The sequence below is a fragment of the Caballeronia sp. LZ019 genome (assembly GCF_031450825.1).
Lineage (GTDB): Bacteria > Pseudomonadota > Gammaproteobacteria > Burkholderiales > Burkholderiaceae > Caballeronia.
Map to the genome: position 1 here is coordinate 449,644 of NZ_JARTVZ010000002.1, position 24,181 is coordinate 473,824.

Sequence of the window (24,181 nt, forward strand, 5' to 3'; positions counted from 1 at the left end):
CGTCTCCTCTCTGATTCGCTGCAATGCCTCAACCGTTGTCGCCGCCTGCAACCGGCAGCACCGCGCCTGTGATATAGCCCGCTTCGTCGGATGCGAGAAAGAGTATTGGCGCGACTTGCTCGTCCAGCGTGCCGTAGCGTTTGAAGAAGGTCGAGTCGGTGACCTGCTTTACCGCTTCGCTCATCCAGACCTTCTCTTCTGCGCTGTCTCCTGCCGCGTTGCGGGGGACGCGTCGCGCGGGCGCTTGCGTTCCACCCGGCGCCGCAGCAACGACGCGGATGTTGTGCTCGCCGTACTCCATCGCAAGGGATTGCGTCATTGCGTTGACCCCGCCTTTAGCCGCCGAGTAAGGCACGCGACGGATGCCACGCGTCGCATTGGAAGACACATTGACGATGGTCCCGCCACCCTCTGCGAGCATATGCGGCAAGACTGCATGGCACGCGTAGAGCGTCGGCATCAGCGAGCGGCGGATCTCCGCATCGATTTGAGCGGGCTCGAATTCGGCGTAGGGCCGCATACGAATCGCGCCGCCCACACCATTGACGAGAACGTCGATGCGGCCATATCGCTGCATGGCGAACGCCATCGCCGAGGCTGCGCCCTCGTACGTTTCCAGGTCTGCGACGAAGCCTGCCGTATCCGCGCCAGCCGCTTCGGCCGCCACGTCGGAGACGAAGTCGGCGCGATCGACGAAGAGCACCTTCGCGCCTTCATACGCCGCACGCAGCGCAACGCCGCGGCCGATGCCCTGCGCCGCGCCGGTCACGACCATTACCTTGCCTTCGAACCTATGCATGTTCATGAGCCACCGCCGCGACATTGGGAGTGAATTTCTCGTAGTGGAAGCTGTTCGGCGCCACGCCGTTATCGTCGAAATGCTTGCGTACTGCGTCGACCATCGGCGGGGGGCCGCACAGATAGACATCGACATCGCCATCGTTCAGGCATTCAGCGGGCATATGCTGCGTGACCCAGCCTTTGCGAGGATGACTGGACGCGGCTTCGGCAACCACGGTCGTGAACGTGAAGTTCGGCAGCTTCACCGTGTATGCCTCGATGGCCTCGACCATCACGAGGTCGAGGTCGCGCGTCGCGCCATAGATGAGATGCACCTTCTGCTGCGGGTTCGTGCGTGCGAGCACTTCGAGCATCGAGAGGAACGGGGCCAGTCCCGTGCCGCCCGCGAGGAACAATAACGGCCGTTCGACGGGACGCAGATAAAAGATGCCGATGGGTCCGGTCAGCTCGACCTTGCTGCCCGGCTTCGCGGTGTCGAGCCACGTGCTCATCACGCCCCCCGGAATCTTCTTGATCAGAAAGCTGATCTTCGATTCCCCCGGCGCGGACGAGAACGAATAGGAGCGATGCTGTCCGCTGCCCGGCACGTCGATGTTCACATACTGGCCAGCGAGGAAAGCCGGCGCAACGCCGTCCACATCCAGTTCGAGAACCACGGCGGCATCGTGATGTTGCTCGACCTTCGTGACGGTTGCAGCGAACTTGTTGTGCTCCGTCTTGCAAGATGTGGACGATGCGGGCACCGCGATGACGCAATCGCTTTGCGGCACCATCTGGCAGGTGAGGACGAGACCGCTGTCTTTCTCGTCTTCGCTCAGCGCGTCGTCGATATAGTCGTCGCCGAGATCGTATTGGCCGCTTTCGGCGCGGCATTTGCAGGTGCCGCATACGCCGTCGGAACAATCCATCGGCAGATTGATCTTCGCGCGAAAGGCGGCATCGAGAACCTTCTCGCCGGCCTTGCATTCGACAAAGCGCGTCACGCCGTCTTCGAAATTCAGTGCGATGTTATAGCTGGACATAGTGCCTCCTGCTTCGTGTCTCGTTCCCGGAAAGGGCATCAGACGTGATAGACGTCGAGCACCTGGCGGATATAGTCGTTCTTCAGCGCGATCCTCTTGCTCGATATGAGCAGGCGGTCGTCGATCCTGCGAAAGGTGACGTAAGCGGTGCCGAAGAACTGGTCCGTGATCTTGTAGCGATGACTGAGCGTGTTGAAGTTGTATCGAACATCCACTTCATTGTCGCGTTGAGCCAGCACTTCGACATTGGTCACGCTATGACTGGTCCGTGGTTCCGGCATCGACGCGCCGCTGCGCTCGGTCTTGATGCGGAACACGCGATCTTCGAGTCCGCCGCGATCCGCGTAATACATCAACGATATCTGGCTATGCGGGTCGTCGGTCAGCTTGTCGTCGTCGTCCCATGCGGGCATCCAGTAGGTGACGTCATCGGTATAGCAGGCGAGCCACTCGTCCCACTGACGATCGTCGAGAAGACGCGCTTCCTGATAGAGCGCGTTGCAGATCTTCTGATAATCGATGCTCATGCCGCCACCTCCGCCTGTTCCTTTTGCAACGCGTCGCGCATGACCCGCATCCAGTATTCGTGCTGAACCACGAAGAGGCCTTCGTCTTCACTGCGCTCGCCGGAGATCAGCGGATTCAGGCCCATGCCTTTCGCGTTCGCGTCGGGACCGTGGACCCACAGCGGCGCGCCGCGCGACATGTCGTTCCACATCGATGTCGTGCTTGCGTAACCGGCCTGACATGCGCGAAATTCTTCGAGATCGTCGCTCGTTCCCATGCCCGAGACGTTGAAGAAGTCTTCGTATTGACGAATGCGGATAGCGCGGCTCTCTGCGCTCTCGCCTTTAGGTGCGAAGCAGAAGATGCTGACTTCGGTTTTATCGACGCTGACGGGACGTACCACGCGAATCTGCGTGCTGAACTGGTCCATCAGGAACACGTTCGGATAGAGGCACAGGTTGCGCGTCTGGTTGACGATGTACTTGGCCTTGTCTTCGCCCACGCGTGCCGCGATTTCATCACGATGCTCATAGACTGGCCGCACTTCCGGATTCATCGTGTTCGTCCACAGCAGGATATGTCCGTGCTCGAAGCCATAGACGCCCGCGACGGATTTGCTCCAGCCGTTCGCATCCACGGCCTTCGTGCCTTCGACCTTGCGGCGTCCCATCGTCGCCGAGTAGTTCCAGTGGACGGTGCTGACGTGATAGCCGTCGCAACCGTTTTCCATCTGCATCTTCCAGTTGCCGTCGTAGATGTATGACGAGCTGCCGCGCAGCACTTCGAGGCCATCCGGCGCTTGTGAAACGATCTGGTCGATGATGATCTTCGTTTCGCCGAGATAGTCTTCGAGCGGCATCACGTCGTCGCTCAGGCTGCCGAACAGAAAACCGCGATAGTTCTCGAAGCGCGCGACTTTCTTCAGGTCGTGCGAGCCTTGCTTGTTGAACTGCACCGGATACTCAGTGGTCTTTTCATCCTTCACCTTGAGCAGCTTGCCTGCGTTCGAGAAGGTCCAGCCGTGGAAAGGGCACGTGAAGCTGCCCTTATTGCCATGCTTGCGGCGGCAAAGCATTGCGCCTTTATGAGCACAGGCATTGATGACCGCATGCAGTTCACCGGTCTTGTCACGCGTGATGACGATCGGCTGACGGCCGATCCACGTGGTGTAGTAATCGTTGTTGTTCGGGACCTGGCTTTCGTGCGCGAGATACACCCAGTTCTTCTCGAAGATGTGCTTCATTTCGAGTTCGTACAGATCCGGGTTCGTGAAGATATCGCGGCGGCAACGGAAAACGCCGTTTTCCGTGTCGTCCTGCACGGCATTGGCGAGCAGGTCGTCGAGCTGTCGGGCTTTATCGAATGTTGCGGACATGAGCCGTCTCCCTATGCGGGCTTCGTAGCGAAGCCCTTGCATCGGTTTGAAGAGGTCGTGCGAGAAGTCTTGCGATGCGCCCTTATGCTGCGGCGGCGACGCGCGGGCGATTGACCAACTGGTTATCCTTGCCTTGCACAAGGGAAGTCAATGCGATGTCGAATTGAATTTCTTTATACGCATCCGATTTAAGACCAAGTGCGATACCACCCGTCTTATCGACCACATGCGGCACGAGTTCTTCGCGGGTCGCATACGCGAAGTCATCCCAGATCAGCGGGTCGCCTTCGATGTTGATTTGCGTGGTCAGCTTGCGGGTCTTGCCGCTCGTCACGAAGAAATGCACGTGCGCCGGGCGATTGCCGTGGCGAGCCATCGCGTCGAGCAGTTGCTGCGTCGCGCCTTGCGGCGGGCAACCGTAACCAACCGGCATCAGCGTGCGGAATTGATACTTGCCGTTGGCGCCGGTCTTCACCGCGCCGCGAAGGTTGAAGTCATCCTGTGCGCCGGTCGGATCGAAATGGGAATAGAAGCCCTTCGAATTGGCGTGCCAGCATTCCACGATCGCATCGGCAAGGGGCTTGCCGTCCGGACCCGTCACCGTCCCACGGATGATGAGCGGACCCGCGTCTCCGTCAGTGTTGATGTCGATCTTCGAGACGCCATCACGAACCGGCGCGCCTGCGACATACAGCGGACCTTCGATCGTGCGCGGCGTGCCGCCGTGAATGTCGGCCTCGCGGTCCGCTGCATCCATGCGAATGTCGAGATACTTTTCGAGGCCGAGGCCGGCCGCGAGAAGCGCGGCCTCGCCGTCCTTGCCGAGTTTGTTGAAGTAATGAACGCCGGCCCAGATTTCGTCGGGCGTAATGTCGAGATCATCGATGGCCTTGAAAAGATCGCTAAGCAAGCGATGCGTGATCTGCTTGACGCGAGCATTGCCGTTCTGACTTCCCAAATTGGCGGCGGCCTTCAACAGGTCCTGCACTTCTTTCGAGTCGAATACCCTTGCAGTCATGTCTGCTCCTGTGTCTCTGTCTTTTGCTGGGGTTAACCCTCGTTTCAAGCGAATGCCGATATGCTCGTAAGGTATAGTCGGGGCTCGAAACAAAGCGTGAAGGCAGAATAAAGGACGGCAAACAGCCCGGTCCAACACTGATTTAGTATCGGGCCATATCCCGGAGGTATCGTATGGAGCTGCGGCATCTTCGTTACTTTGTGGCAGTGGCCGAGGAGAGAAACTTCACGCGCGCGGCCCAGCGGCTGCACATCGCGCAGCCGCCGCTCAGCCGGCAAATACAGCAGCTCGAAGAAATCCTGGGCGTGCAGCTCTTCGAAAGAAACTCGCGGCCGCTCAAGCTCACGGAGACAGGCAAGTTCTTCTACGCGCATGCAGTGCAATTGCTGGCGCAGACGGCCGAACTCGAATCGATGACGAGGCGAGTCGGCAATATCGAGCGCAGCATGTCCGTCGGTTTCGTCGCATCTACGCTCTATGGCCTGTTGCCGAAGATCATCCGGCGCTTTCGCGACGAGAACCCGACAGTCGAACTCAGTCTGCATGAGTTATCGACGATGGATCAGATGCGAGCCCTCAAGGACGGGCGAATCGATGTCGGCTTTGGCCGCCTTCGGCTTGAAGACGCCAATATCCGGCGCGTGGTGCTAAGAGAAGAAAAGATGATCGTCGCGTTTCCGGTAGGCCATCCGCTTGCGCTGTCCAGGCCGGTGTGCGCGTTGCGCGATCTCATCAATGAGACGCTGATCGTCTATCCGAAAACGCCTCGCCCGAGTTATGCGGACCAGGTGCTTGCCGCCTTCAAGGACCGGGGACTCGAGCCGCGCAAGATTTATGAAGTGCGCGAGATTCAGATTGCTCTGGGCCTCGTGGCCGCGGGCGAGGGCATTTCTATTGTGCCGAGCAGCGTCTATGGACTCAAGCGCGACGACGTCAGCTATAAAGAGCTCGATGACCCCACGCTGGTGTCGCCGATCATCATGAGCATGCGCGCAATGGACGAATCGCGCGACCTGCGGGAGATGCTCGAACTCATCTATCGGCTCTACGAGGAAGCGCAAATCCCTTTTACGGCGCGCACGGAAAAGGGGCAGTGAGCCAGCCATACCTCGCGGGTATCGCATCAGACGTCAATGGTCTTGGACAGGCCGTGAATGCCCACGCAATACTGGCGCAACTCCATTGACTCCGCCATTTCAGGTATGAACGCTCAAATCACGGCTGTCGAAGCGATCCTGGTCGATCTTCCGACCATTCGCGCCCACAAGCTCTCCATGACGACGATGCAGCAGCAAACGATGGTCATCATCCGCCTGCGATCGAGCGATGGCATCGAGGGCATCGGCGAAGCGACCACCATCGGTGGGTTGTCGTATGGCGAAGAGAGTCCCGAAGGCATCAAGCTCACGATCGACACTTACCTCGCGCCGGCGCTGATCGGACAGGACGCGACCAACATCAACGCAGCCATGCTCGTGCTGAACAAGGTCGCGCGTGGCAACCGGTTCGCCAAGTCCGGTATCGAGACCGCGTTGCTCGATGCGCAAGGAAAGCGCCTCGGCGTGCCCGTATCGGCGCTGCTCGGCGGTGCGGTCCGCAAGACGCTTCCCGTTCTCTGGACGCTCGCGAGCGGAGATACCGCCCGCGACATCGAGGAAGCCGAAGTGCTTCTGGCGGAGCGCCGGCACGATACCTTCAAGCTGAAGATCGGCCGCCGCAGCGTGCGCGACGACGTGGCGCACGTGTCGAAGATCAAAGCCGCACTGGGGGATCGCGCACGGGTCACGGTCGATGTCAATCAGGCCTGGAACGAGGTCGATGCCGCGCTCGGTATCGCAGCGCTGGAGGCCGCGGGTATCGACCTGATCGAGCAGCCCACGCCGCGCGAACATCGCGGAGCGCTTGCGCGGCTCGCGGCGCGTTTCACCGTTCCGATCATGGCGGACGAGGGCATCACCGGTCCCGAGGACGCGCTCGACCTCGTGCGGGAAGCCTGCGCCGATGTATTCGCGCTGAAGATCGCGAAGTCCGGCGGCATCTACGGCATGCTGCGCACGGCGGCCGTTGCCGATGCAGCGGGCGTATTGCTCTACGGCGGCACGATGCTCGAAGGCAGCGTGGGTTCCATCGCATCCGCGCATGGTTTCAGCGCACTCCCGCAACTGGCGTGGGGCACCGAGCTATTCGGCCCGCTGCTGCTGAAAGATGACATCGTGACGGTTCGTCCGCAGTATCGCGACTTCGATCTTCAGCTTCCCGAAGGTCCGGGGCTGGGCCTGCAAATCGATGAAGACAAGCTCGCGTTCTATCGTCGCGACAAGCGTGCATGAGTCACCGTGCTACCTCGAGGAGAAAACATGCTTTATCTCGTCAGAATGGACGTCCGTCTGCCGCACGACATGCCGCCTGCGCAGGCCGAGGAAATCAAGGCGCGCGAGAAGGCTTATTCGCAAGCGTTGCAGCGGGCAGGGAAGTGGCAGCAGTTGCATCGGGTCGTCGGCGAGTACGCGAATTACAGTGTGTTCGATGTTGACTCGCACGACGAACTGCATACCGTGTTGTCGGCTTTGCCGTTGTTCCCGTATATGACGATGCAGGTCACGCCGCTCGCCCATCATCCCTCGTCGATTCGCTGAAGGCGCTGAATCTTCCCATGAGTCAGAACGAGACCTGACCCACTCATCGACTGTGGGTTTCGGCTGTACATCGCTACGCGTTCAGCCCGGCGATCACGAGTAGAACGACGGCTTCGGCACGCGCCCATTCAGCGCCCAATCGCCGAGCTCGCGCACCTTGTAGTCGATGGGATCGTGCAGCGTATGCACGCGCACGTTGCGCCAGAAGCGATCGAGGCTCAGCGCCGCCGTGGTCGAACGCGCGCCGGTCACGTCGAACATGCGGCTCGCGACTTCCAGCCCCGCGCGCGCCGCCGCGACCTTCGACGCAGCCACCGCCACGGCCACTTCGCCGCGTTCGCTTTCGGTGAGGGCGAGGCCGCGCTGCCATGCCTCATCGAAAGACTGCATCGCGCGTTCGGTGAGCAAGCGTGCGCCTTGCAGCGCCACCCAGAAGTCGCCGAAATGCGCGACCACGTACGGGTCTTCCGATGGCCGCTCGGCCTGCGACGCGATCCACGGCCGTGTTTGCGCGAGCGTCGCTTCCCGCGCCGCCTGCAAGGCGCCTTCGCCGATGCCGACATAGATGTGGCTCAAGATAGCCTGCGCGAGCAGCGGCCGCAGACACGCGAACGGGCTGGATAGCGGGCCGGGATCGTTCAGCAATTCGTCAGCGGCGATGCTGACGCGCTCGAAAACGACCGTGCCGCTGTCCGTCTGACGCTGGCCCATGTTGTCCCAGTCGTCGAGCACGGTGATGCCCGCGCGGTTTGTCGGCGTGACGGCGATCAGCAGGCGTCCGTCTGCATCGAATGCGGAGGCGAGCAGTTGATCCGAATCGCGCGCGCCGGAACAGAAGCTCTTGCGGCCATCGAAGAGATAGCCGTTCGCTTCGCCGGGCAGCGCGCGGGTGCTCTTGTCGAGCGGATTCAGCGCGTTGCCCCAGAACCAGCCCTGCTTGACGGTCTCGCCCAGCCAGTGGCGAATCTGCGCGTCGCGGCCGAAGAGGCGGATCGTCGCGAGTTGCAGATGATGGAACGCGAAGAGATGCGCGAGCGAGCTGTCGACTTGCGCCATGCGTCGCACGATATCGAGCGTCGTTGACCACGGCGCACCGTCGCCGCCGAATTGCGCGGGTATCGACAGGCGAAGCAGCCCGCTCTTGCGCAGCAGGCCGCGCTCGTGAAAGGCCGTGCCGCCCGACTTGTCGCGCGCGGCGGCGGTTTGCGCCCATTCGCGCAGCACCGCGTCGAGCGGCTCGGTCCACGGGGCGTTCTCGGTGCGGCTCATTGCGGTGCCTCCTGATCGTGATGTGAGCGGTGCGTCCTCATTCACTGCAACGCGGTGCGTGACTGCAAGCGTATAAGACGCGAATGACGAAATCCATAGATTGATTCGTTGGTCGGGCTTTGACGGGGCCGTTTGTAAGCGGATGGCGCACGGGCAACGACTGCTTCGGTCCTCGCAAGCGCGAAGCAAGGCGGAAGGCCATGATGAAGAAATCCGTTTCATGGCGAGCAACCGTGCTCACTGTCGTATCGATTGCAGTGTTCGTTCGCACGCCTGCGCCGCCGACCCTAATGAGCTTGAAATCCGCTCCGGCGCGACCGCCGGGCCGTATTCCGGCCAGATCCGCTATGGCATCGAGCGGCACTTATAAAAGGAGGGTGTGGCTATAGAGGCCGATGGGCGCGGTCGGCCCCTTCACGAGTTTCGACTGCGCGAGCGTGTGGTCCGCCGGAACGTTCTTCAGACAAACCCGCGCGACTGTCTCGCTGCCGAACGCACCGTAAACGCTATGGCCGAGCCGGGCACCGCGATCAGACCATGCTGATGCGATCGCCACGCAACGTTCCGCTCGCGTTCCTTCTGGCCGAGCAGCGGCCGTTCTTCGAAACGGATCGCGCCGCGCACGCGCGCGTGGCTCGGCAGAAGGCGCATGGTGGCGAGGGCGATCGTCGATTTGCCGCTGCCCGACGCCCCGACGAGCGCGAGCATTTCACCCCGCGCGATCTCGCGATCGCCCGACGAACGGCAGCGTGTCCATCGAAAGAAAACGGAGAGCCTGTCGATGACGAGTAACGGCGAAGCGGCGCTCATTTGCCTTGCGCCGCGTGAGCGTCATTCAGGTCCCGAAACGCCGCGCCCGCATGACGCGAGCCGAGCCTCGCGCCGCGCCCAAACAGCTTCTCGCGCAACGTGCCTTGCGCATACGATGTCTTATAGATGCCGCTCGACTGCAGTTCGGGGATGACGAGATCGATGAAATCCTCGTAGCTTTCCGGCGTGACCGTGCGCGTGAGATTGAAGCCGTCGATGCCCGCATCATCGACCCATGATTGCAGCGCATCCGCCACCTGGACCGCATCGCCGACGATCGTCGTATAGCGGCCGCCCAGTTGCATCTGATCGAGCAGATGCCTGAGCGTCACGCCGCGCTTGCCGTCGGTCACGCGCTGCACCGACGATTCGATGCCTCGCCCCTTGTGTCCGCCCGGCGGCGACAGTTCATCGTCGAGCGCATACGTCGAATAGTCGATGCCGCTGCCCGCCGCGAAATGCGCGAGGCCCGCTTCGGGGCTTGCGTATCGCGCGTACTCCGCGAACTTCTCTTCAGCCTCCTTGCGCGTGCGGCCCACGACGACCGTCACACCCATGATGATCTTCAGATCGCTCGGAAGGCGTCCGGCTTCGGCGGCCTGCGCACGCAGGGCATCGACGAGCTTGCGCGTGCCTTCCTTGCTCTGGCTCGATACGAACACGCATTCGGCGTGACGCACGGCGAACGCCTGCCCGCGCCCCGACGATCCCGCCTGAAACAGCACCGGCGTGCGCTGCGGAGAAGGCTCGCAGAGGTGATAGCCTTCGACGTCGTAATAGCGGCCGTGGTGCTCGACCTTGCGGACCTTCGACGGATCGGCGAACACGCGGCCCTCACGGTCGCGCCGCACCGCGCCGTCCTGCCAGCTTCCTTCCCATAGCTTGTAGAGCACGTCGAGATATTCGTCCGCGCGGTCGTAGCGCTCGTCATGCGCGATCATTTCCCTCTGGCCCATCGCGCGCGCGGCGCTGTCGAGATAGCCCGTCACGATGTTCCAGCCGATACGCCCGTCCGTCAGATGATCGAGCGTGGAGAAGCGGCGCGCGAGCAGATAAGGCGCTTCATAGCTCAGATTCACCGTGATGCCGAAGCCGAGGTTCGTCGTGGCCGCGGCCATCGCGGAGACGAGCATCATCGGATCGTTGACGGGGAGTTGAATCGATTCCTTGAGCGTGAGATTCACCGATTGTCCATACACGTCGTACGCGCCGACGATATCCGCGATGAAGAGGCCGTCGAACAGGCCGCGTTCGAGCAGCTTCGCAAGATCGGTCCAGTACGACAGCTTGCGGTAGTCGGTCGAGCGGTCGCGCGGATGCGTCCAAAGGCCATGATTGATATGGCCGACGCAGTTCATGTTGAACGCGTTCAGAATGATTTGCTTCTTGCTCATGGATTCGTGCGTGCGCCATGCATGCGCCCTGTAAGAGATCACGCCACGCCGATGCGCCATTGCCCCGGCGGCAGCGTGCCATTCACGGCGAAGTCGCCGACGATGCGGTCCTTGTAGATGCGCGGGTTATGCGACGCAAGGGTGCGGGCATTGCGCCAGTATCGATCGAGACCGGACGTACGCAGCGTCGCCGATGCGCCGAGCGCGTCGAACACGCTGGCGGTGGCATCGAGAATGAGTTGCGAGGCGACCGTCTGCGCCTGCCATATTTCGATTTCCGCTTCCGCGATGACCGCGAGCGCGTCGGGCCGCTCGATGGATTGCGCTGCGCGTTCGAGCGCACGCGCCGCCTGCGCGACGATCGCACCAGTGGTCCATGCATGCGCGCGCGCGCGTCCAATGACCTGCAGCAGTTGCGGGTCTTCGGCGGCGTGCGCGGTCACCGCGTGGCTATAGCTGCGCTTGCGGGCGGCGATGGCCGCGGCGGCATCGCTGACCGCGGCGCGGCCGATGCCCGCGAGCGTCGCGATATGCACGAGCTGATAAAACGCCTCGGAGTACGGAAACGGCACACGTCCCGCGACGATCTCGCGTTCGTCGATCTTCACGTTGGTGAAGCGGCTCGTACCGCTCGCGGTGAGACGCTGTCCCATGCCGTCCCAATCGTCGATGACTTCGACACCGGCCGTGCGACGGTCCACCGTGACGGACACTTGCGCTTCGTCGGCATCGCTTGCGCCGACGTGAATCCAGTCGGCAAAGAGCGATCCCGTCGTGTAGAACTTCACGCCATCCAGACGCCATTCGCCCGCTTCTTGCGCGATGCGTGTCGCAAACTGGCTGCGAGGCGCTTCGCCGGTCTCGGACCATGCGCCGCCGACGATAGCGCCTTCGGCAAGCCGCCCGAGCCATCGCTCGCGGCGCTCTAGGGGACTGTGCAAAGTATGTTCGACGAAGCCGAAATGCGCGCGAAGCGCCTGCACGATGTTGGAATCGGCTTCCGCCAGTTCAGTCAGCAATTCGAATGATTCGACCAGACGAATGCCCGATCCGCCGTATTCTCGCGGCACACGCAACGCGGTGAAGCCGGCTTCGCGGAGCCAGCGTATTTCGTTGACGGGAAGGCGGCGCTCGACTTCGCGCGCGACGCTGCCTTCGCGAATGCGCGCGAAGATGGGCCGAAAGCGTGCGGCGAGCGCGGCATAGTTGTCGGTCGGGCCGACGCCCCAGGCTGCGCCGACGGTCGCATCGGCAGGCAGGGGAGCATTGCGATCGAAAGGCATGGAGGCTCGTTCAGGTTTCGTGAAGCGACGATTATCGGCAAGCAATGCGCGCGCGCTAAACGAGGAATTTTCAGAAGCTAAGGCGGAATCGTTGCGTTGCGATCGTTGATAGCCGATCAAAAGGCGGGAATGATCGCCCCCTGATAGCGCGACAGGATGAACTGTCTGACTTCGGGCGACTGATACGCCGCGACGAGCTGCTGAACCCACGGCTTGCCCGCATCCTGCTCGCGCACGGCGATGAGACATGCATAGATGCCCGAGCCGTCCTCCTTCAAGATCGTGTCCCGGGCGGGATTCAGTCCCGCCTTGATCGCGTAGTCGGCATTGACGGTGGTCGCGTCGAAATCGTCGAGCGTGCGCGGCAGTTGCGCCGCATCGACTTCCTTGAAGCGGAATTGCTTCGGATTGGAGACGACGTCGAGCGGCGTCGCGTTGATGCCGGTGACCGGATCGATACCTTGTCGCAGCTTGATGGCGCCGGCCCTCTGCAGCAGGAGAAGGATGCGGCTTTCATTCGCGGGATCGTTCGGGATGCCAATGGTCGCGCCCGGGGGAAGCTCGCTGAATTTCGTGTATCGCCTGGAATAAAGGCCGATCGGCCCGATCCACGTACGGCCGATTCCTACGAGCTTGTAATTGCGTGCACGAATCTGCGAAGCGAGAAAGGGCCGGTGTTGATAGCTGTTGGCGTCGAGATCGCCGGCGTCGAGCGCTGCATCGGGCTGGATGTAATCGTTGAACGATACGATTTTGATGCGCAGGCCGTAATCGCGCTCCGCGACTTTTTTGACTGCTTCGAAGATTTCCTCATGCGGCCCGCTCGTCACGCCGACCTTGAGGATGAGCTGGTCCGCGCGTGCGGCGCCAGCGAACGTAATGGCGAGTGCAAAAGGCAATAGCGTGCGCAGAAGGCGCAATGTGAGCGTTCGCACAGTGGGGCGAGTCCTTGGAATGAAAGGTGAGAGAAACAGTCATTCTAAGAATCGTGCCTGGCCTGGAGAACCAATTGCTCCGCATAACTTTATACGCGATGCATGAGCAAGATGTGGCGCGCGGCCTAATGCTTCAAACCGCAATAGGTTATCGATAGAAATTGGATGGACCCGGTCACGTCCGGCGTTAGCATGTGCTTCTTTCCAACTCGTCCTCTGGTTCATTCAAGCGATGTCCAACTTTCCCCGCTTCGGTGTCTGGGCGCTCGTGCATGGCAGCCGTGCGGCGCTGCAGGACCCCGATGAGCCTTACGACGCATCCTGGGCGCGCAACAAGGCGCTCGTGCTCGAGGCCGAGCGTCTCGGCTATGACTCCGTGCTCGTCGCGCAGCATACGATCAATCCGCACGATCCTTCGCTCGACCAGCTCGAAGCGTGGACGGCGTCCGCGGCGCTGGCGGCGCTCACGTCGCGCATCGAGATCATCGCGGCGATCAAGCCTTATCTCTATCACCCGGTGGTGCTGGCGAAAATGGCCCAGCAAATCGAGCACATCAGCGGCGGGCGCTTCGCGATCAACCTCGTCAATGCATGGAACCGGCCGGAGCTCGAACGCGCCGGCATCGGCTTTGCCGAGCACGACGAGCGCTATGCCTATGGCCGCGAATGGATCGCGGTCGTCGATGCACTATTGCGCGGCGAAGCCGTGACGCATCGCGGAGACCACTTCCGTATCGATGATTATCGGTTGCGCCCCGGCGATCCGTTTCGCGCGCGCCCGCGCATTTATGTCGGCGGCGAATCCGAGCCCGCGCGTTCGCTCGTGGCGGCGCATGGCGACGTATGGTTCATCAACGGCCAGCCACACGGCGACGTAGCGAGCCTGATCGCCGATGTTTCCGCGCGCGTGCGCCCCGAGGGACGCGAGCCCTTGCGCTTCGGGCTGTCGGCCTTCGTGATCGCGCGGGAGACGGAGCACGAAGCGCAGGCCCATTTGCAGCATCTCTTTGCACTCGCGGAACTGGACAAGCCGCTGCGCGAGCGGCAAAAGGCGAACACCGATCCGAACGCGGTGATGCATCAGACCTTCGCGCGTTCGGCGCGGGTCGGCTCGAACGGCGGGACGGCTGCCGATCTCGTCGGCGATTACGATACCGTCGCGCGGCGCATTGCGGACTTTCATCGCGCGGGCATCGAACTCTTCATGCTGCAGTTCCAGCCGTTCGAAGCCGACATGGCCCGCTTCGCGCAGGAAGTGGCGCCGCGCGTGCGTCGCCTGTTGAGCGCCTGATACAGGACGCCTTCGCTAGCGATATGCGAAGGCGTCTCTCATCATCAAAAGAACGCGCCTGTAGGCGGGAGTTGCCCGGTCAACAAGTTCTGCCCGAGCAGGCGTTCCTTGTAAAGCCGCGGATTGTGCGACGCGATGACCTTGATATTGCGCCAGTGCCGATCCAGCGCGCCGATGCGTGACACCACCGAGCCCGATCCGAGATCGATCAGCCAGCCCGCGATCTGCGGTGCGAGATCGTCGATGACGACCTTGGCCTCCGATGCCGCGAGCGTGGCGGCGAGCGTCGCGTCGTATTCGCCGCGCGTACCGTATGCATCCCACGCACGCTGCAGGGCATCGACCGCACGGTCCGCGATCGCTTCGACGCTCGCGGCATAGGCGCGGATGCGGCCAAGCATCGATTGCAGAACCGGCTCGTCGGCGGGATGCGCGGCATCGCCGTGATAGAAGTTGCGCCCTCGCGCGCGCAACGCATCAGTGGCGTCCAGCGCGACACGACGCGCGATGCCTGCAATGCAGTTCGTCAGATACACCTGATGGAAGGTGTATCCCCACGGCGCGGCTTCGTCGGACTTCGGCGGATCGGCCGGATAAAGCTGCGCGGCGGGAATCGCCACATTGCGAAAGCGCGCGGTTCCCGAACCCGTCAGGCGTTGACCGAAGCCTTGCCAGTCATCGTCATCGCCGACGCCCGGGCCGCGTTCCAGCACGTATTGCACGGTGCGGCCCGCGCGGCTCTCCACTGCGACGCCAGTGAACGCATCGTTATAGAGATTGCCCGTTGCATAGACCTTGTCGCCGGAGCCGACATAGACATCGCGCGATGCGTCCCATTCGAGCCTGCTCAAGACCTTCGTCGGTCGCGCGCCGGCTGCGGTGACATCGCTGTCGACGAAACCGAGCCCCAGCGTCTTGCCCTGGCCGGTGAGTGCCAGCACACGCGCATGGAACGGATGATCGCGGCGCCGGAGCGCGGCTTCGACCTGCCACAGATGATTGCGAAAGGCATGCGCGATGTTCGAGTCGGCGGCGGCCACATCGCGCGCGACGGCGAGCATGTCGCGCAGTGACAAGCCGTGGCCGCCGGCATCGGACGGCAAACGCAGCGCGCCGAAGCCGAGCGCCTTGAGCTTCGCGATCTCGTCATGCGGCAGGCGATGCAATCGTTCGCGTTCGGCCGCTGTCGCAGCGATGTCGCCGATGGCCTGCGAGAAGCCGAGTGCTGCCGACACGTCGGACACGAGCCTCGGCCCCGCGTTGTGCGGGCGTTCCGTCATGATGGTTGGTCTCCTCGCATCACACTTTGATGCTGTAATCCGCCACCTTGATGCGCGAATTGATGATCTTGCGTTCCGCGAGCCAGTCGGCGGCGCGCTGAAACTGCGCGACGAAAGCGGCGTCGTCGGGCTCGTGGAACTGATTGACGCGCTTGAGGCTCGTCAGATAGTCGCGAACCTGATCCGGATACTTGCCTTCGCGCTGCACGAGCAGTTCGGCGTCGGCTGAATGCGTGGACTGCCATGCGCCTTCGACGTAATACGCATCGATGACCGCGCGGATCAGCTCCGAGTTTTCCTCGGTGAACTTGCGACGCGTCACGAGCGAGCTATAGTCGATGAGAAAGTCGAGGTCGCGGCCTTCGTTGAAGATGTCCTTCGCATCGTTCGAGAAGCGGGAGATGTCCACGCCCGGCGACCACATCGACCATGCGTCGACTTTGCCTTGTGCGAACGCGGGCGCTGCATCGGGCGGATTGAGGTAGACGAACTGCACCTTGTCCCGGTCGACGCGATGCTTCTCCAGCGCCGCGATGAGCAGAAACTCGCCGAGTCCCGACCGGTTGACCGCCACCTTCCGCCCGGAAAGATCGGATACCGAATTAATGCCGCTCGACTTCTTCGCGATAATGGCCGTTGAACGCGGCGAGTAGATATCGAATGCGTTGAATACGATGGGCGAGCCGGCGAGCATCGCGGCAAGCGCGGGCGTCGTCGATCCCCAGAAGCCGAAGTCGGCGCTGCCGCCGACCACGGCCTGAATCGAGGGCGCATGATTCGGGAACGGGCCGATCCATTCGACCTTGATGCCCTTGGCCGCCAGCGTTTTCTCGAACACGCCGCGTTGCTTCGCGATATCCGGCAGGCTGCCGTAGCCCCAGCCGATGCGAACGATGTCTGTGTTGCGTGTGAGCTTGCGCGGCTCGGCCGCGTGCGCGGGGAACAGGCCGCTCGTGGCTGCGCCGGCCAGCAAGCCACCCGCCGCGCGCAACAAGCGGCGGCGGGTCATCGAAGAATCGTTCATCCTTTCAGGTCCTTCCTGTCTTGTGGGAAAACGGTCAGTGACGCTGCACGCCCAGTTCTGCGAGCAGCGTGGGCCGCAGCGCCTGCGGCGCGTGGTCGTCGGTGTCGAACGATGCCGCAATCCGTCCGGCGCGCATGACGAGGATGCGGTCGGCCAGTGCGAGCGCTTCGTCGACATCGTGCGTGACGATCAGCACACCGGGCTGATGAAGCGCCACGAGTTCCTTCACGAGTCCATGCATGCGGATGCGCGTGAGCGCGTCGAGTGCGGCGAAGGGTTCGTCGAGAAGCAATAACGCGGGATCGTGGATGAGCGCGCGCGCGAGCGCCACGCGCTGCGCCTGGCCGCCCGACAGGTTGCGCGGCCAGTCGTCCTCGCGGCCGGCAAGCCCGACTTCGGCGAGCGCGCGGGCGGCGCCGTCACGGCCGATCGTATTTTCATGACCGAGCGCCACGTTCTGCCACAACATCGCCCAGGGCAGCAGGCGATGCTCCTGGAATACGACTGATGGGCGCTCCGGCGCCTGAATCTTGCCCGCATCAGGCGTATCGAGCCGTGCGAGCGCGCGCAGCAGCGTGGTCTTGCCGCAACCGCTTTCGCCGAGCAGCGCGACGAATTCGCCCTTGCGGATATCGAGGTCGAGCGAATCGATGACGATGCGGCTGCCATAACGTCGTTGCAGCCCGCGCGCCGACACCGCGAGTGTCGATGGCTCGATGCGGTCGTGAGTCCTTGCCCCGGCGGAGATAGGTTCGATGCGCTGCGTCACTGGCGCGCTCCTTTGACGTAGTTCGCATGCCACGACAGAAAGCGGGTTTCGAGCATGCGAACGAGGGCGTCCGCGACGACGCCGATGATCGCGTAGATGATGATGGTGAGCAGGATGACGTTGGTGTTCAGAAACTCGCGTGCGTCCATCGCGAGAAAGCCGATGCCGCGCGTCGTCGCGAGCGTCTCGGCGATGACGAGCGCGAGCCACGCATGTGCGAGGGCATAGCGCACGCCTGTGAGAATCGAAGGCATCGCGCCGGGAAGCACGATTCGCCGCACGATGCCGGTCCGGCTCATGCCGATCACGCGGGCAAGTTCCATCAGCTTCGGATCGATCTGCCGGATGCCGAGCATCGTGTTGATGTAGATCGGGAAGAGCACCGCGAGCGCAACGAGAAAGATCTTCGCGACTTCGCCGACGCCGAACCATACGATGACGAGCGGAAGCATCGCGAGAAACGGAATAGCGCGGATCATCTGAATGGGACGGTCGAGCAGCGCTTGCGCGAGCGGCGAGAAGCCGACGGCGACGCCGAGCGCGAGCCCGATGGTCCCGCCGATGACGAAGCCTGCCCCCGCCCGCAGCAGCGAGACGCCGAGGTGCACGAACAGCTCGCCGTTCTGCGCCATGTTCGCGGCGGTCGCGAAGACGCTGCTCGGCGCGGGAAGAACCTGCGGTGCGATCAGTCCGGCGCGGGCGGCGGCTTCCCAGAGCAGCACGACGATCGCGGGCACGGTCCATGAAAGCCATCGATAGAACACGCCCTTCGGAACGCTCGCACGCGTGGAGGGCGTTGACGCATAGGTGTTGCGCGAAGAAGTCAGGTCGGCCATGCAGGTTCCGTGATAACCATTGTTGATCTCGATGCGCGGCGTGTCAGTCGAGAAAGGAGCTATTCATTAGAAGCTGGCGCGTACCGGCACGACAAACGTTTTATTGTTGGATGCTTTTTACGCAGCGCGTGGCAAGCAATTGCCGACGCGGCTGAGCAGCGAGCCGAAGGCGAGGGTGAACGATTGCGCGCCCGCGCGGCCCGGTTCTTGCTGCGCAGCGCCGGCGCGACCGTGAACGCGCCATCGGCGCTACAATCGGCCCCATCGCAGCCAGCGCCCGCAACGTGACGCCGGCGGTGGCAGACCGAATCAGCAAGGATCGAGGGAAAGGGAGAAGTTGTATGGCGGGGGCAGAGCTGAAAGCGGTCTTGCTTGTCGAAGACAGCGAGAACGACATCGAGTTGACGCTTCTTTCGCTACAAAGGGCAGGCTTGCAAAATCCCGTCGATGTCGTTCGCGACGGCGTAGAGGCGCTGGAATATCTGCGTTGCGAGAACAAGTGGAGCGGTCGCCCGGACGTGCACCCGGCCGTCATTCTGCTCGACAAGAAATTGCCGAGACTCGATGGCCACGACGTGCTTGCGGCCATCCGCGAAGACGAACATCTGCAGCACATTCCCATCGTGATGCTGACGTCGTCCCGCCAGGAAACAGATCTCCTGACAAGCTACGACCTCGGCGTGAATGCATACGTGGTGAAGCCGGTCGAATTCACGGACTTCATGGACGCCATCAAGGACATCGGCGCATTCTGGCTCGTGCTGAACAAGCATCGGCCACGACAGCCCGGCGCTGCGCGCATGATGCCGCCGCCAGGCGACGACTAAGCGCTCAACGGCAATTTCACCACGAACGTCGTGCCGCGCCCCATGCCGGCACTATGCGCTTCGATACGTCCATGCTGTCGTTCAACGAGCGTCTTGACGAGCCACAGGCCCAGTCCCAGGCCGCCCACGCGCCCCGATGACCTCGGCCTCAACTGCTCGAAGCGCTCGAATACCTTGTCGATCGCATCGGGGGAAATGCCACAGCCCGAATCGCTCACACTGAGCACGGCCTGCCCGTTATCGCATGTCACGGATACGTCGATGACGCCCGCATCCGTGAACTTGATCGCGTTGGTGACGAGATTCCAGACGATCTGCTTCACGCGCGCGGCATCGCCCTGAACGGTGCACGGCTCCATCCTGCGGCTCGTCAGTTGCAGGCCCTTGTGTTCGGCCTGCAGGCGAAGGTCGTTCGCGACATCCATCACGAGCCGATCCAGCGCGAGCGGTGCGAATTCGATCGACAGCTTCCCCGACACGATTGCTCCGCTGTCGAGCAGATCGTCGACCATCAGCGCCAGTTGCTTCGCGTTGCGTTGAATGGTGGCGGTGGCGCGCGGCAGTCCGCCCTTGTAATCGGTGCGGTCCAGCAGTTCGGCCCAGTTGAGAATCACGCTGATGGGCGAGCGCAGTTCGTGAGAGACCGTCGTCAGAAAATGGTCCATCGCAAGCGCGTTCCTGTCGCTCTGTTCGCGCGCGAGCCGTTCATCGCCGGCGATACGTTGCTGATCGATTTCCTGCTGTTTTCGAGCGGTGATGTCGAGCACGAAGCCGAGCATCTGCGTGGGCCGGCCGCCTTCGCCATAGCGCGCGCGGCCGCCCACCATGACCCAGTGGCCCGAACCGTCCGGCCATACGACGCGATACTCGACGCGGTAATCGCGATGCTCCGCAATGGCCGCATCCAGTTCCGCGCGCACGCGGTCGCGGTCGACAGGATCGATGAGTTCGTTGAAAAGCCGTTCTGTCGTCAGCTCTTCGTGCGCCGTCAGGCCCAGGTTGATCTTGGCCTGCGTGGTGCATGTGATGACCCCGGTCAGCAGATCGCGCTGCCATGCGCCGACTTTCGCAAAAGCAAGGACCTCCGCGAGCTGCTCGCGGCTTTCCTGTAGCTGCTTCTCTTTCTCCGCAGCGATGATCTGCCGAAGCTGCGCCTGCGACCGAAGACGCGCCTTCTCCCGCTTGTCGGCCTCACTGCGTTGCACGCGCTCGGTCACATCGCTGACGCGAATGGCGTAGTAAGAGCGCACGCCATTCGCGGGCACGATCACGCTCGCCTTGATCTTCCAGAAGCGAAAAGCGAGCTTGCCATCCGGGCCTGACGGCCATTCGGCACGGAATGGGGGCGAGGAACGCGTTTCGCCCGCCGCGAGATTCACGAGTGCAGCCGCAACCCACTGATTGCGGGCCACGCGATGCGCTTCGCTTCCGTATTGATTGATCTCGTAGATCGATTTGCCGATGAGTGCTTCACGTGTATGCCCCGTCAACTGCGAATAACGGGCGTTGACAAAACATATACGGAAATTCTCGTCCAGAATGACATACGCATCGAGGATCGCTTCAAACCATGCTGCCGCGTCCGGGCCGTCCGCTTGGGAAAGCGATCTGATGAAGTCATCCATAGGAGCCTGAAGGAGAACACGAGCGCGTTATGCGTCTTGGGCGTGTTGAGAGGTGACATTGTCACATTTTTCTTGGTTTCCTGTACGTCGCCGGCTGTCAACTTAAACCGTCGATAAAGAAGATGTAAACGAAAGCACGGAACCATATGGGATGGATCAAGGCCTTGTTCGTCCAGCGATAGCGTCGCAGTCGCCGATGCTTTCGCGTGCGCCGGGTGCGGCTATCAGTAAGGCCGCGTGCGACGAAGAAACGCTGGTGCGCAGTGTGTTCTGTCCGTTTACGGCATCCGCCAGCGAAGCTGAACTGAACAGAATATGGACACGCCAGGCAAACGTTCAATCGCCGCGTGGAAGGCATTTTCATTGCTTCATGCCACGCATGGCATGTACTCGCGCAGGTAACATAGAAAAGACTTACTGATTCGAAGAAGACCTTCAAAGATTCTGAACGTACTTTCGTGACTCCCGACCGCCGTAGAAATGCCCACAATCAACGACGACTCACTGGTGCTTGCGCTGTTGGATGCCAACCCTCTTCCTTGCGCCATCCTTGCGCGGGATCTGTCCGTCGTTTCGGGTAACGAGCGCTTCATCGAACGCTTCGGCGATTCACCGCACGCGTTTGCATCGGAAGAGTTCGTTGCGCGCCTATTGACGAGCGAGTCTGAATCATCGCGGGCGGAGTGGGGCGCGCGCGTAACGGCTGTCGCGGCGCAAGCGCTGCAAGAGGCGAGGGCGACGAGTGTGGTCGTATCCGCGCCCGCGTCTTCGACTGCCGAAGATGCGATCGCGTGGACGCTCGACTTCCGTCCGCTCGCGCAAGGCACGGCCCGCACGCAAGAGGCTGCGATGCTGCTGGTCGTAAAGGAAGAATCGACTCGCGATGCCGCGGCTCATCCCGCGTTGATGGACCTCGAGACAGCCTTGGCCGGTTATCGGATGCTGTCGGAAGCCATGCCCATCATCCTGTGGACGGCAAGTCCCGATGGCCTGCTCGATCACATCTCGAGCGCGGTATTGCGCAATACCGCCGCCGATCGGCCACTGCTTGGACGGGCATGGGAGACGTTGACTCACCCGAACGATCGCGAAGCGACGCTCGAACGATGGGCGGCATCCGTGAAGGACGGCTCGGACTATGTGATCGATCACCGCCTGCGCCAGCCGGACGGCGCGTATCGCTGGATGCGTTCGCTCGCGACGCCGCTGAAGGATCGGGAGGGCGCGATTGTCCGCTGGCTTGGCGCGACGATCGATGTGAACGAGCCGAAGAACATCGAACTGGAACGCTTGCGGCTCGAATCGCGGTATCGGGCGCTGGTCACGGTCGCGAGCGCAGTCGCGTATGTGTGCGACGACATCGGGCGTTTCGCGATTCCGCAGCCATCGTGGGAGAGTTATACCGGGCAGCCGTGGGAGAAGCATCAGGGCCACGGTTGGATGGAGATGATCCACGAAGCGGATCGCTGTCTCGCCGGGGCCGCGCTCGAACGCGCCGTGAAGACGGACCAGCCTTACCGTGTCGACGTGCGCCTGTGGCATGCGGCTTCGTCGACTTACCGGCGCTGTCAGGTTCGCGCGGCGGGCACCCGCGACAAGAATGGCGATGTCTACGAGTGGGTCGGCATGATCACCGATGTCGAAGAGACGCTCCGGACCGCGCAGAGCCTTCGTGAGGAGCGCGAGCGTCTGGACCTTTCGATCGAGGCAGCCGAAATCGGCACGTTCCATTGCCCGATTCCACTCGATCGGATCATCTGGAATCCGAAATGCAAGGAGCATTTCTGGCTGGCCCCGAACGCAGAGGTCGACCTCGAGCTGTTCTTCCAGATCGTTCATCCGGACGACCGGCAGAAGACTCGCCTGGCCATCGAGCAGGCCGTCAATGATGGCATTCCTTACGATATGGAATATCGCACCGTCTCGCCGGCCGGGGAAGTTCGGTGGATACGCGCCAAGGGCCGCACTCATCTCGACGACGATGGCGCGCCGGTGCGCTTCGACGGCATCACCATCGACATATCGCGCCAGAAGCGCCTCGAAAGCGAGCGTGACCGGCTACTGGCCAATGAACGGCTTCTGCGTCTCGAAGCGCAGCACGCGAGCAGCCTGAAAGACACGTTTCTCGCCACCGTATCGCATGAACTGCGGACACCGCTCAACGCGATGCAGTCGTGGAGCTATGTGCTGCGTCACGAAAGCGCCAACGCCGAATTGCACGCGCGCGGCATCGATGCGATCGACCGCAACGTGAAGCTGCAGGCTCGCCTCGTCGATGACCTGCTCGATCTGAGCCGTATCGCGGCGGGGCAGCTTCTCATCGAGATGGAGAAGTTCGACCTCGTGCCATTGCTCGTCTCGGAGATGGAAGACGTGGCGCTCGATGCGGCGGCGAAGGGCATCGATGTCCTTCGTTCGCTGCCTGAATCGCTCGAGATAGAAGGCGATCCCACGCGGCTCAGTCAGGTGTTTTCGAATCTGCTCGGCAATGCGCTCAAATACACGCAGCCCGGCGGACGCATACGCGTCAGCGCACGCAGACGAGGGGAACTGGCCGAAATCGAAGTGGCCGACAATGGCCGCGGCATTCCGGCGTCGTTCATCGAGCGCGTATTCGAGCCGTTCGCGCAGGCTTCTCAGGCGACGGCTACGACGCGCACATTCGGCGGCCTCGGGATCGGACTGGCGATCGCAAAGAGCATCGTCAACCTGCATGGCGGGTCGATCACGGCGCATAGCGGCGGCGAAGGACAGGGCAGCGTCTTCACTGTCGCGTTACCGTCGCGGACGGGCCACGACGTGCCGTCGCGCAACGCGGCGTCCTCCGTGCGTGACGATGTGCTGGACGGCCTCGACATCCTGCTCGTCGAAGACGAGGCCGACGCGCGCGACGCGATGACCGCCGTGCTCAACTCCGTCGGGGCGCACGTGTGCGGCGCGGAATCGGCGTCCGCCGCGCGAGCATGTCTCGCGACGCAGCGCTTCGACGTGATCATGTCCGACATCGGCATGCCGCACGAAGACGGCTACTCGCTCATCCAATCGTTGCGACATGCCGGGCATCGGACGCCGGCTCTCGCCGTGACCGCGTTCGGCAGTGCGGACGACAAGGCGCGCGCACTGCAGGCGGGGTTCGATCTGCATCTCTCGAAGCCCGTGGACCCCGCGCGTCTCTTCGATGCCATACGAAGCGTTCTCGCGCAATCACGCGTGAGCGTGCGGGAGGGCTAGCCCGTCTTGCGCGGCAAGGCGCGGCAGCCGGACCGCGACGCGTGCCTGCGTCGCGTCGAATCGCCGTCGAGTTGCGCATCGTGCGGTTGCTTGATGATCGCGTTCGCGATATTCAGCCCGCTCATGCCGCCGCGATTATTCGTGTCGTCGAGCGAGCCGCTTTCGCAGGGTCGAGCGCAATGCCGACGCGTATCGCCGATGAAACGGATCAACTCCGTCGTCGGTTACTTGCGCACATGTCGTCACGC

The 24,181-nt window shown here is 62.4% G+C and carries 22 protein-coding genes; 6 read left to right on the forward strand and 16 right to left on the reverse strand.

Annotated elements, in window-relative coordinates; translation table 11 throughout:
* Positions 1-28: 28 nt before the first annotated feature.
* The 5 genes from benD to catA form a co-directional block, all read right to left on the reverse strand.
* Positions 29-805, reverse strand: coding sequence for a benzoate diol dehydrogenase BenD (benD, locus tag P9255_RS05025; protein ID WP_309765820.1), 777 nt, complete (start codon positions 803-805; stop codon positions 29-31).
* The gene (benC, locus tag P9255_RS05030) at positions 792-1,823 is read right to left on the reverse strand and encodes a benzoate 1,2-dioxygenase electron transfer component BenC (protein ID WP_309765821.1); all 1,032 of its coding nucleotides are present in this window, start codon (positions 1,821-1,823) and stop codon (positions 792-794) included. Before benC ends, benD begins: the two co-directional genes overlap by 14 nt.
* 38 nt (positions 1,824-1,861) lie before the next feature.
* On the reverse strand, positions 1,862-2,350 hold the full coding sequence (gene benB, locus P9255_RS05035) for a benzoate 1,2-dioxygenase small subunit (protein ID WP_309765822.1): 489 nt from the start codon (positions 2,348-2,350) through the stop codon (positions 1,862-1,864).
* Positions 2,347-3,705, reverse strand: a complete 1,359-nt coding sequence (locus tag P9255_RS05040) for a Rieske 2Fe-2S domain-containing protein (RefSeq protein WP_309789212.1) — start codon at positions 3,703-3,705, stop codon at positions 2,347-2,349. The genes benB and P9255_RS05040 overlap by 4 nt, the downstream gene beginning before the upstream one ends.
* 82 nt (positions 3,706-3,787) lie before the next feature.
* A complete protein-coding gene (gene catA / locus P9255_RS05045; protein ID WP_309766765.1) occupies positions 3,788-4,723 on the reverse strand; it encodes a catechol 1,2-dioxygenase in 936 nt (311 codons plus the stop codon).
* Between the two features lie 173 nt (positions 4,724-4,896).
* On the opposite strand from catA, the gene P9255_RS05050 reads away from it, so the two are divergent.
* The 3 genes from P9255_RS05050 to catC all read left to right on the forward strand — a co-directional run bounded on the left by P9255_RS05050 (position 4,897) and on the right by catC (position 7,359).
* Positions 4,897-5,820, forward strand: coding sequence for a LysR family transcriptional regulator (locus tag P9255_RS05050; protein ID WP_309765824.1), 924 nt, complete (start codon positions 4,897-4,899; stop codon positions 5,818-5,820).
* Positions 5,821-5,925: 105 nt separating this feature from the next.
* Positions 5,926-7,053, forward strand: a complete 1,128-nt coding sequence (locus P9255_RS05055; protein ID WP_309765825.1) for a muconate/chloromuconate family cycloisomerase — start codon at positions 5,926-5,928, stop codon at positions 7,051-7,053.
* Positions 7,054-7,080: 27 nt separating this feature from the next.
* Entirely contained in the window at positions 7,081-7,359 is a 279-nt protein-coding gene (gene catC, locus P9255_RS05060) for a muconolactone Delta-isomerase (protein ID WP_309765826.1), read from the forward strand.
* Positions 7,360-7,452: 93 nt separating this feature from the next.
* Here catC and P9255_RS05065 read toward each other — a convergent pair whose 3' ends face one another.
* The 5 genes from P9255_RS05065 to P9255_RS05085 all read right to left on the reverse strand — a co-directional run bounded on the left by P9255_RS05065 (position 7,453) and on the right by P9255_RS05085 (position 13,014).
* On the reverse strand, positions 7,453-8,628 hold the full coding sequence (locus P9255_RS05065) for an acyl-CoA dehydrogenase family protein (protein ID WP_309765827.1): 1,176 nt from the start codon (positions 8,626-8,628) through the stop codon (positions 7,453-7,455).
* Between the two features lie 459 nt (positions 8,629-9,087).
* Positions 9,088-9,336, reverse strand: a complete 249-nt coding sequence (locus tag P9255_RS05070) for an ATP-binding cassette domain-containing protein (RefSeq protein WP_309765828.1) — start codon at positions 9,334-9,336, stop codon at positions 9,088-9,090.
* A 98-nt stretch (positions 9,337-9,434) separates the two neighbouring features.
* On the reverse strand, positions 9,435-10,832 hold the full coding sequence (locus P9255_RS05075; RefSeq protein ID WP_309765829.1) for an LLM class flavin-dependent oxidoreductase: 1,398 nt from the start codon (positions 10,830-10,832) through the stop codon (positions 9,435-9,437).
* 38 nt (positions 10,833-10,870) lie between these two features.
* Positions 10,871-12,115, reverse strand: coding sequence for an acyl-CoA dehydrogenase family protein (locus P9255_RS05080; RefSeq protein ID WP_309789213.1), 1,245 nt, complete (start codon positions 12,113-12,115; stop codon positions 10,871-10,873).
* A 116-nt stretch (positions 12,116-12,231) separates the two neighbouring features.
* Positions 12,232-13,014, reverse strand: coding sequence for a MetQ/NlpA family ABC transporter substrate-binding protein (locus P9255_RS05085; protein WP_309766766.1), 783 nt, complete (start codon positions 13,012-13,014; stop codon positions 12,232-12,234).
* Positions 13,015-13,282: 268 nt separating this feature from the next.
* Between P9255_RS05085 and P9255_RS05090 the strand changes: the two genes are divergently transcribed.
* On the forward strand, positions 13,283-14,341 hold the full coding sequence (locus P9255_RS05090; protein WP_309765831.1) for an LLM class flavin-dependent oxidoreductase: 1,059 nt from the start codon (positions 13,283-13,285) through the stop codon (positions 14,339-14,341).
* 44 nt (positions 14,342-14,385) lie between these two features.
* On the opposite strand, the gene P9255_RS05095 is transcribed toward P9255_RS05090, so the two are convergent.
* Genes P9255_RS05095 through P9255_RS05110 form a run of 4 tightly spaced genes read right to left on the reverse strand, consistent with a single transcriptional unit; the run spans position 14,386 to position 18,250 of the window.
* Positions 14,386-15,621, reverse strand: a complete 1,236-nt coding sequence (locus tag P9255_RS05095) for an acyl-CoA dehydrogenase family protein (protein ID WP_309765832.1) — start codon at positions 15,619-15,621, stop codon at positions 14,386-14,388.
* A gap of 19 nt (positions 15,622-15,640) precedes the next feature.
* A complete protein-coding gene (locus tag P9255_RS05100; RefSeq protein ID WP_309765833.1) occupies positions 15,641-16,645 on the reverse strand; it encodes an NrtA/SsuA/CpmA family ABC transporter substrate-binding protein in 1,005 nt (334 codons plus the stop codon).
* Between the two features lie 34 nt (positions 16,646-16,679).
* Positions 16,680-17,393 carry an ABC transporter ATP-binding protein gene (locus P9255_RS05105; protein WP_404980290.1) on the reverse strand — a complete coding sequence of 238 codons (714 nt, stop codon included), beginning with the start codon at positions 17,391-17,393 and terminating at the stop codon, positions 16,680-16,682.
* Between the two features lie 17 nt (positions 17,394-17,410).
* Entirely contained in the window at positions 17,411-18,250 is an 840-nt protein-coding gene (locus tag P9255_RS05110; RefSeq protein WP_309765834.1) for an ABC transporter permease subunit, read from the reverse strand.
* Positions 18,251-18,591: 341 nt separating this feature from the next.
* Between P9255_RS05110 and P9255_RS05115 the strand changes: the two genes are divergently transcribed.
* Positions 18,592-19,077 (forward strand): response regulator, encoded by a 486-nt coding sequence (locus P9255_RS05115; protein ID WP_309765835.1) that lies wholly within the window; start codon positions 18,592-18,594, stop codon positions 19,075-19,077.
* Here P9255_RS05115 and P9255_RS05120 read toward each other — a convergent pair.
* Positions 19,074-20,702, reverse strand: coding sequence for an ATP-binding protein (locus P9255_RS05120; protein WP_309765836.1), 1,629 nt, complete (start codon positions 20,700-20,702; stop codon positions 19,074-19,076). The two genes, P9255_RS05115 and P9255_RS05120, sit on opposite strands and share 4 nt — an antisense overlap.
* Before the next feature lie 480 nt (positions 20,703-21,182).
* Between P9255_RS05120 and P9255_RS05125 the strand changes: the two genes are divergently transcribed.
* Positions 21,183-23,933 carry a PAS domain-containing protein gene (locus P9255_RS05125; RefSeq protein ID WP_309765837.1) on the forward strand — a complete coding sequence of 917 codons (2,751 nt, stop codon included), beginning with the start codon at positions 21,183-21,185 and terminating at the stop codon, positions 23,931-23,933.
* Here the strand turns inward: P9255_RS05125 and P9255_RS05130 are convergent.
* Positions 23,930-24,058 carry a hypothetical protein gene (locus tag P9255_RS05130; RefSeq protein ID WP_309765838.1) on the reverse strand — a complete coding sequence of 43 codons (129 nt, stop codon included), beginning with the start codon at positions 24,056-24,058 and terminating at the stop codon, positions 23,930-23,932. The genes P9255_RS05125 and P9255_RS05130 overlap by 4 nt on opposite strands.
* Positions 24,059-24,181: the final 123 nt, after the last annotated feature.

Coding starts and splice junctions, on each gene's coding strand:
- P9255_RS05080 (WP_309789213.1), bottom strand. CDS start 12,115: ATGCCTTTCGATCGCAATGCTCCCCTGCCTGCCGATGCGACCGTCGGC.
- P9255_RS05075 (WP_309765829.1), bottom strand. CDS start 10,832: ATGAGCAAGAAGCAAATCATTCTGAACGCGTTCAACATGAACTGCGTC.
- P9255_RS05110 (WP_309765834.1), bottom strand. CDS start 18,250: ATGGCCGACCTGACTTCTTCGCGCAACACCTATGCGTCAACGCCCTCC.
- P9255_RS05120 (WP_309765836.1), bottom strand. CDS start 20,702: ATGGATGACTTCATCAGATCGCTTTCCCAAGCGGACGGCCCGGACGCG.
- P9255_RS05070 (WP_309765828.1), bottom strand. CDS start 9,336: ATGCTCGCGCTCGTCGGGGCGTCGGGCAGCGGCAAATCGACGATCGCC.
- benB (WP_309765822.1), bottom strand. CDS start 2,350: ATGAGCATCGATTATCAGAAGATCTGCAACGCGCTCTATCAGGAAGCG.
- P9255_RS05115 (WP_309765835.1), top strand. CDS start 18,592: ATGGCGGGGGCAGAGCTGAAAGCGGTCTTGCTTGTCGAAGACAGCGAG.
- P9255_RS05095 (WP_309765832.1), bottom strand. CDS start 15,621: ATGACGGAACGCCCGCACAACGCGGGGCCGAGGCTCGTGTCCGACGTG.
- P9255_RS05050 (WP_309765824.1), top strand. CDS start 4,897: ATGGAGCTGCGGCATCTTCGTTACTTTGTGGCAGTGGCCGAGGAGAGA.
- P9255_RS05100 (WP_309765833.1), bottom strand. CDS start 16,645: ATGAACGATTCTTCGATGACCCGCCGCCGCTTGTTGCGCGCGGCGGGT.
- catC (WP_309765826.1), top strand. CDS start 7,081: ATGCTTTATCTCGTCAGAATGGACGTCCGTCTGCCGCACGACATGCCG.
- P9255_RS05090 (WP_309765831.1), top strand. CDS start 13,283: ATGTCCAACTTTCCCCGCTTCGGTGTCTGGGCGCTCGTGCATGGCAGC.
- catA (WP_309766765.1), bottom strand. CDS start 4,723: ATGACTGCAAGGGTATTCGACTCGAAAGAAGTGCAGGACCTGTTGAAG.
- P9255_RS05055 (WP_309765825.1), top strand. CDS start 5,926: ATGAACGCTCAAATCACGGCTGTCGAAGCGATCCTGGTCGATCTTCCG.
- P9255_RS05125 (WP_309765837.1), top strand. CDS start 21,183: ATGCCCACAATCAACGACGACTCACTGGTGCTTGCGCTGTTGGATGCC.
- benC (WP_309765821.1), bottom strand. CDS start 1,823: ATGTCCAGCTATAACATCGCACTGAATTTCGAAGACGGCGTGACGCGC.
- benD (WP_309765820.1), bottom strand. CDS start 805: ATGAACATGCATAGGTTCGAAGGCAAGGTAATGGTCGTGACCGGCGCG.
- P9255_RS05065 (WP_309765827.1), bottom strand. CDS start 8,628: ATGAGCCGCACCGAGAACGCCCCGTGGACCGAGCCGCTCGACGCGGTG.
- P9255_RS05040 (WP_309789212.1), bottom strand. CDS start 3,705: ATGTCCGCAACATTCGATAAAGCCCGACAGCTCGACGACCTGCTCGCC.
- P9255_RS05130 (WP_309765838.1), bottom strand. CDS start 24,058: ATGAGCGGGCTGAATATCGCGAACGCGATCATCAAGCAACCGCACGAT.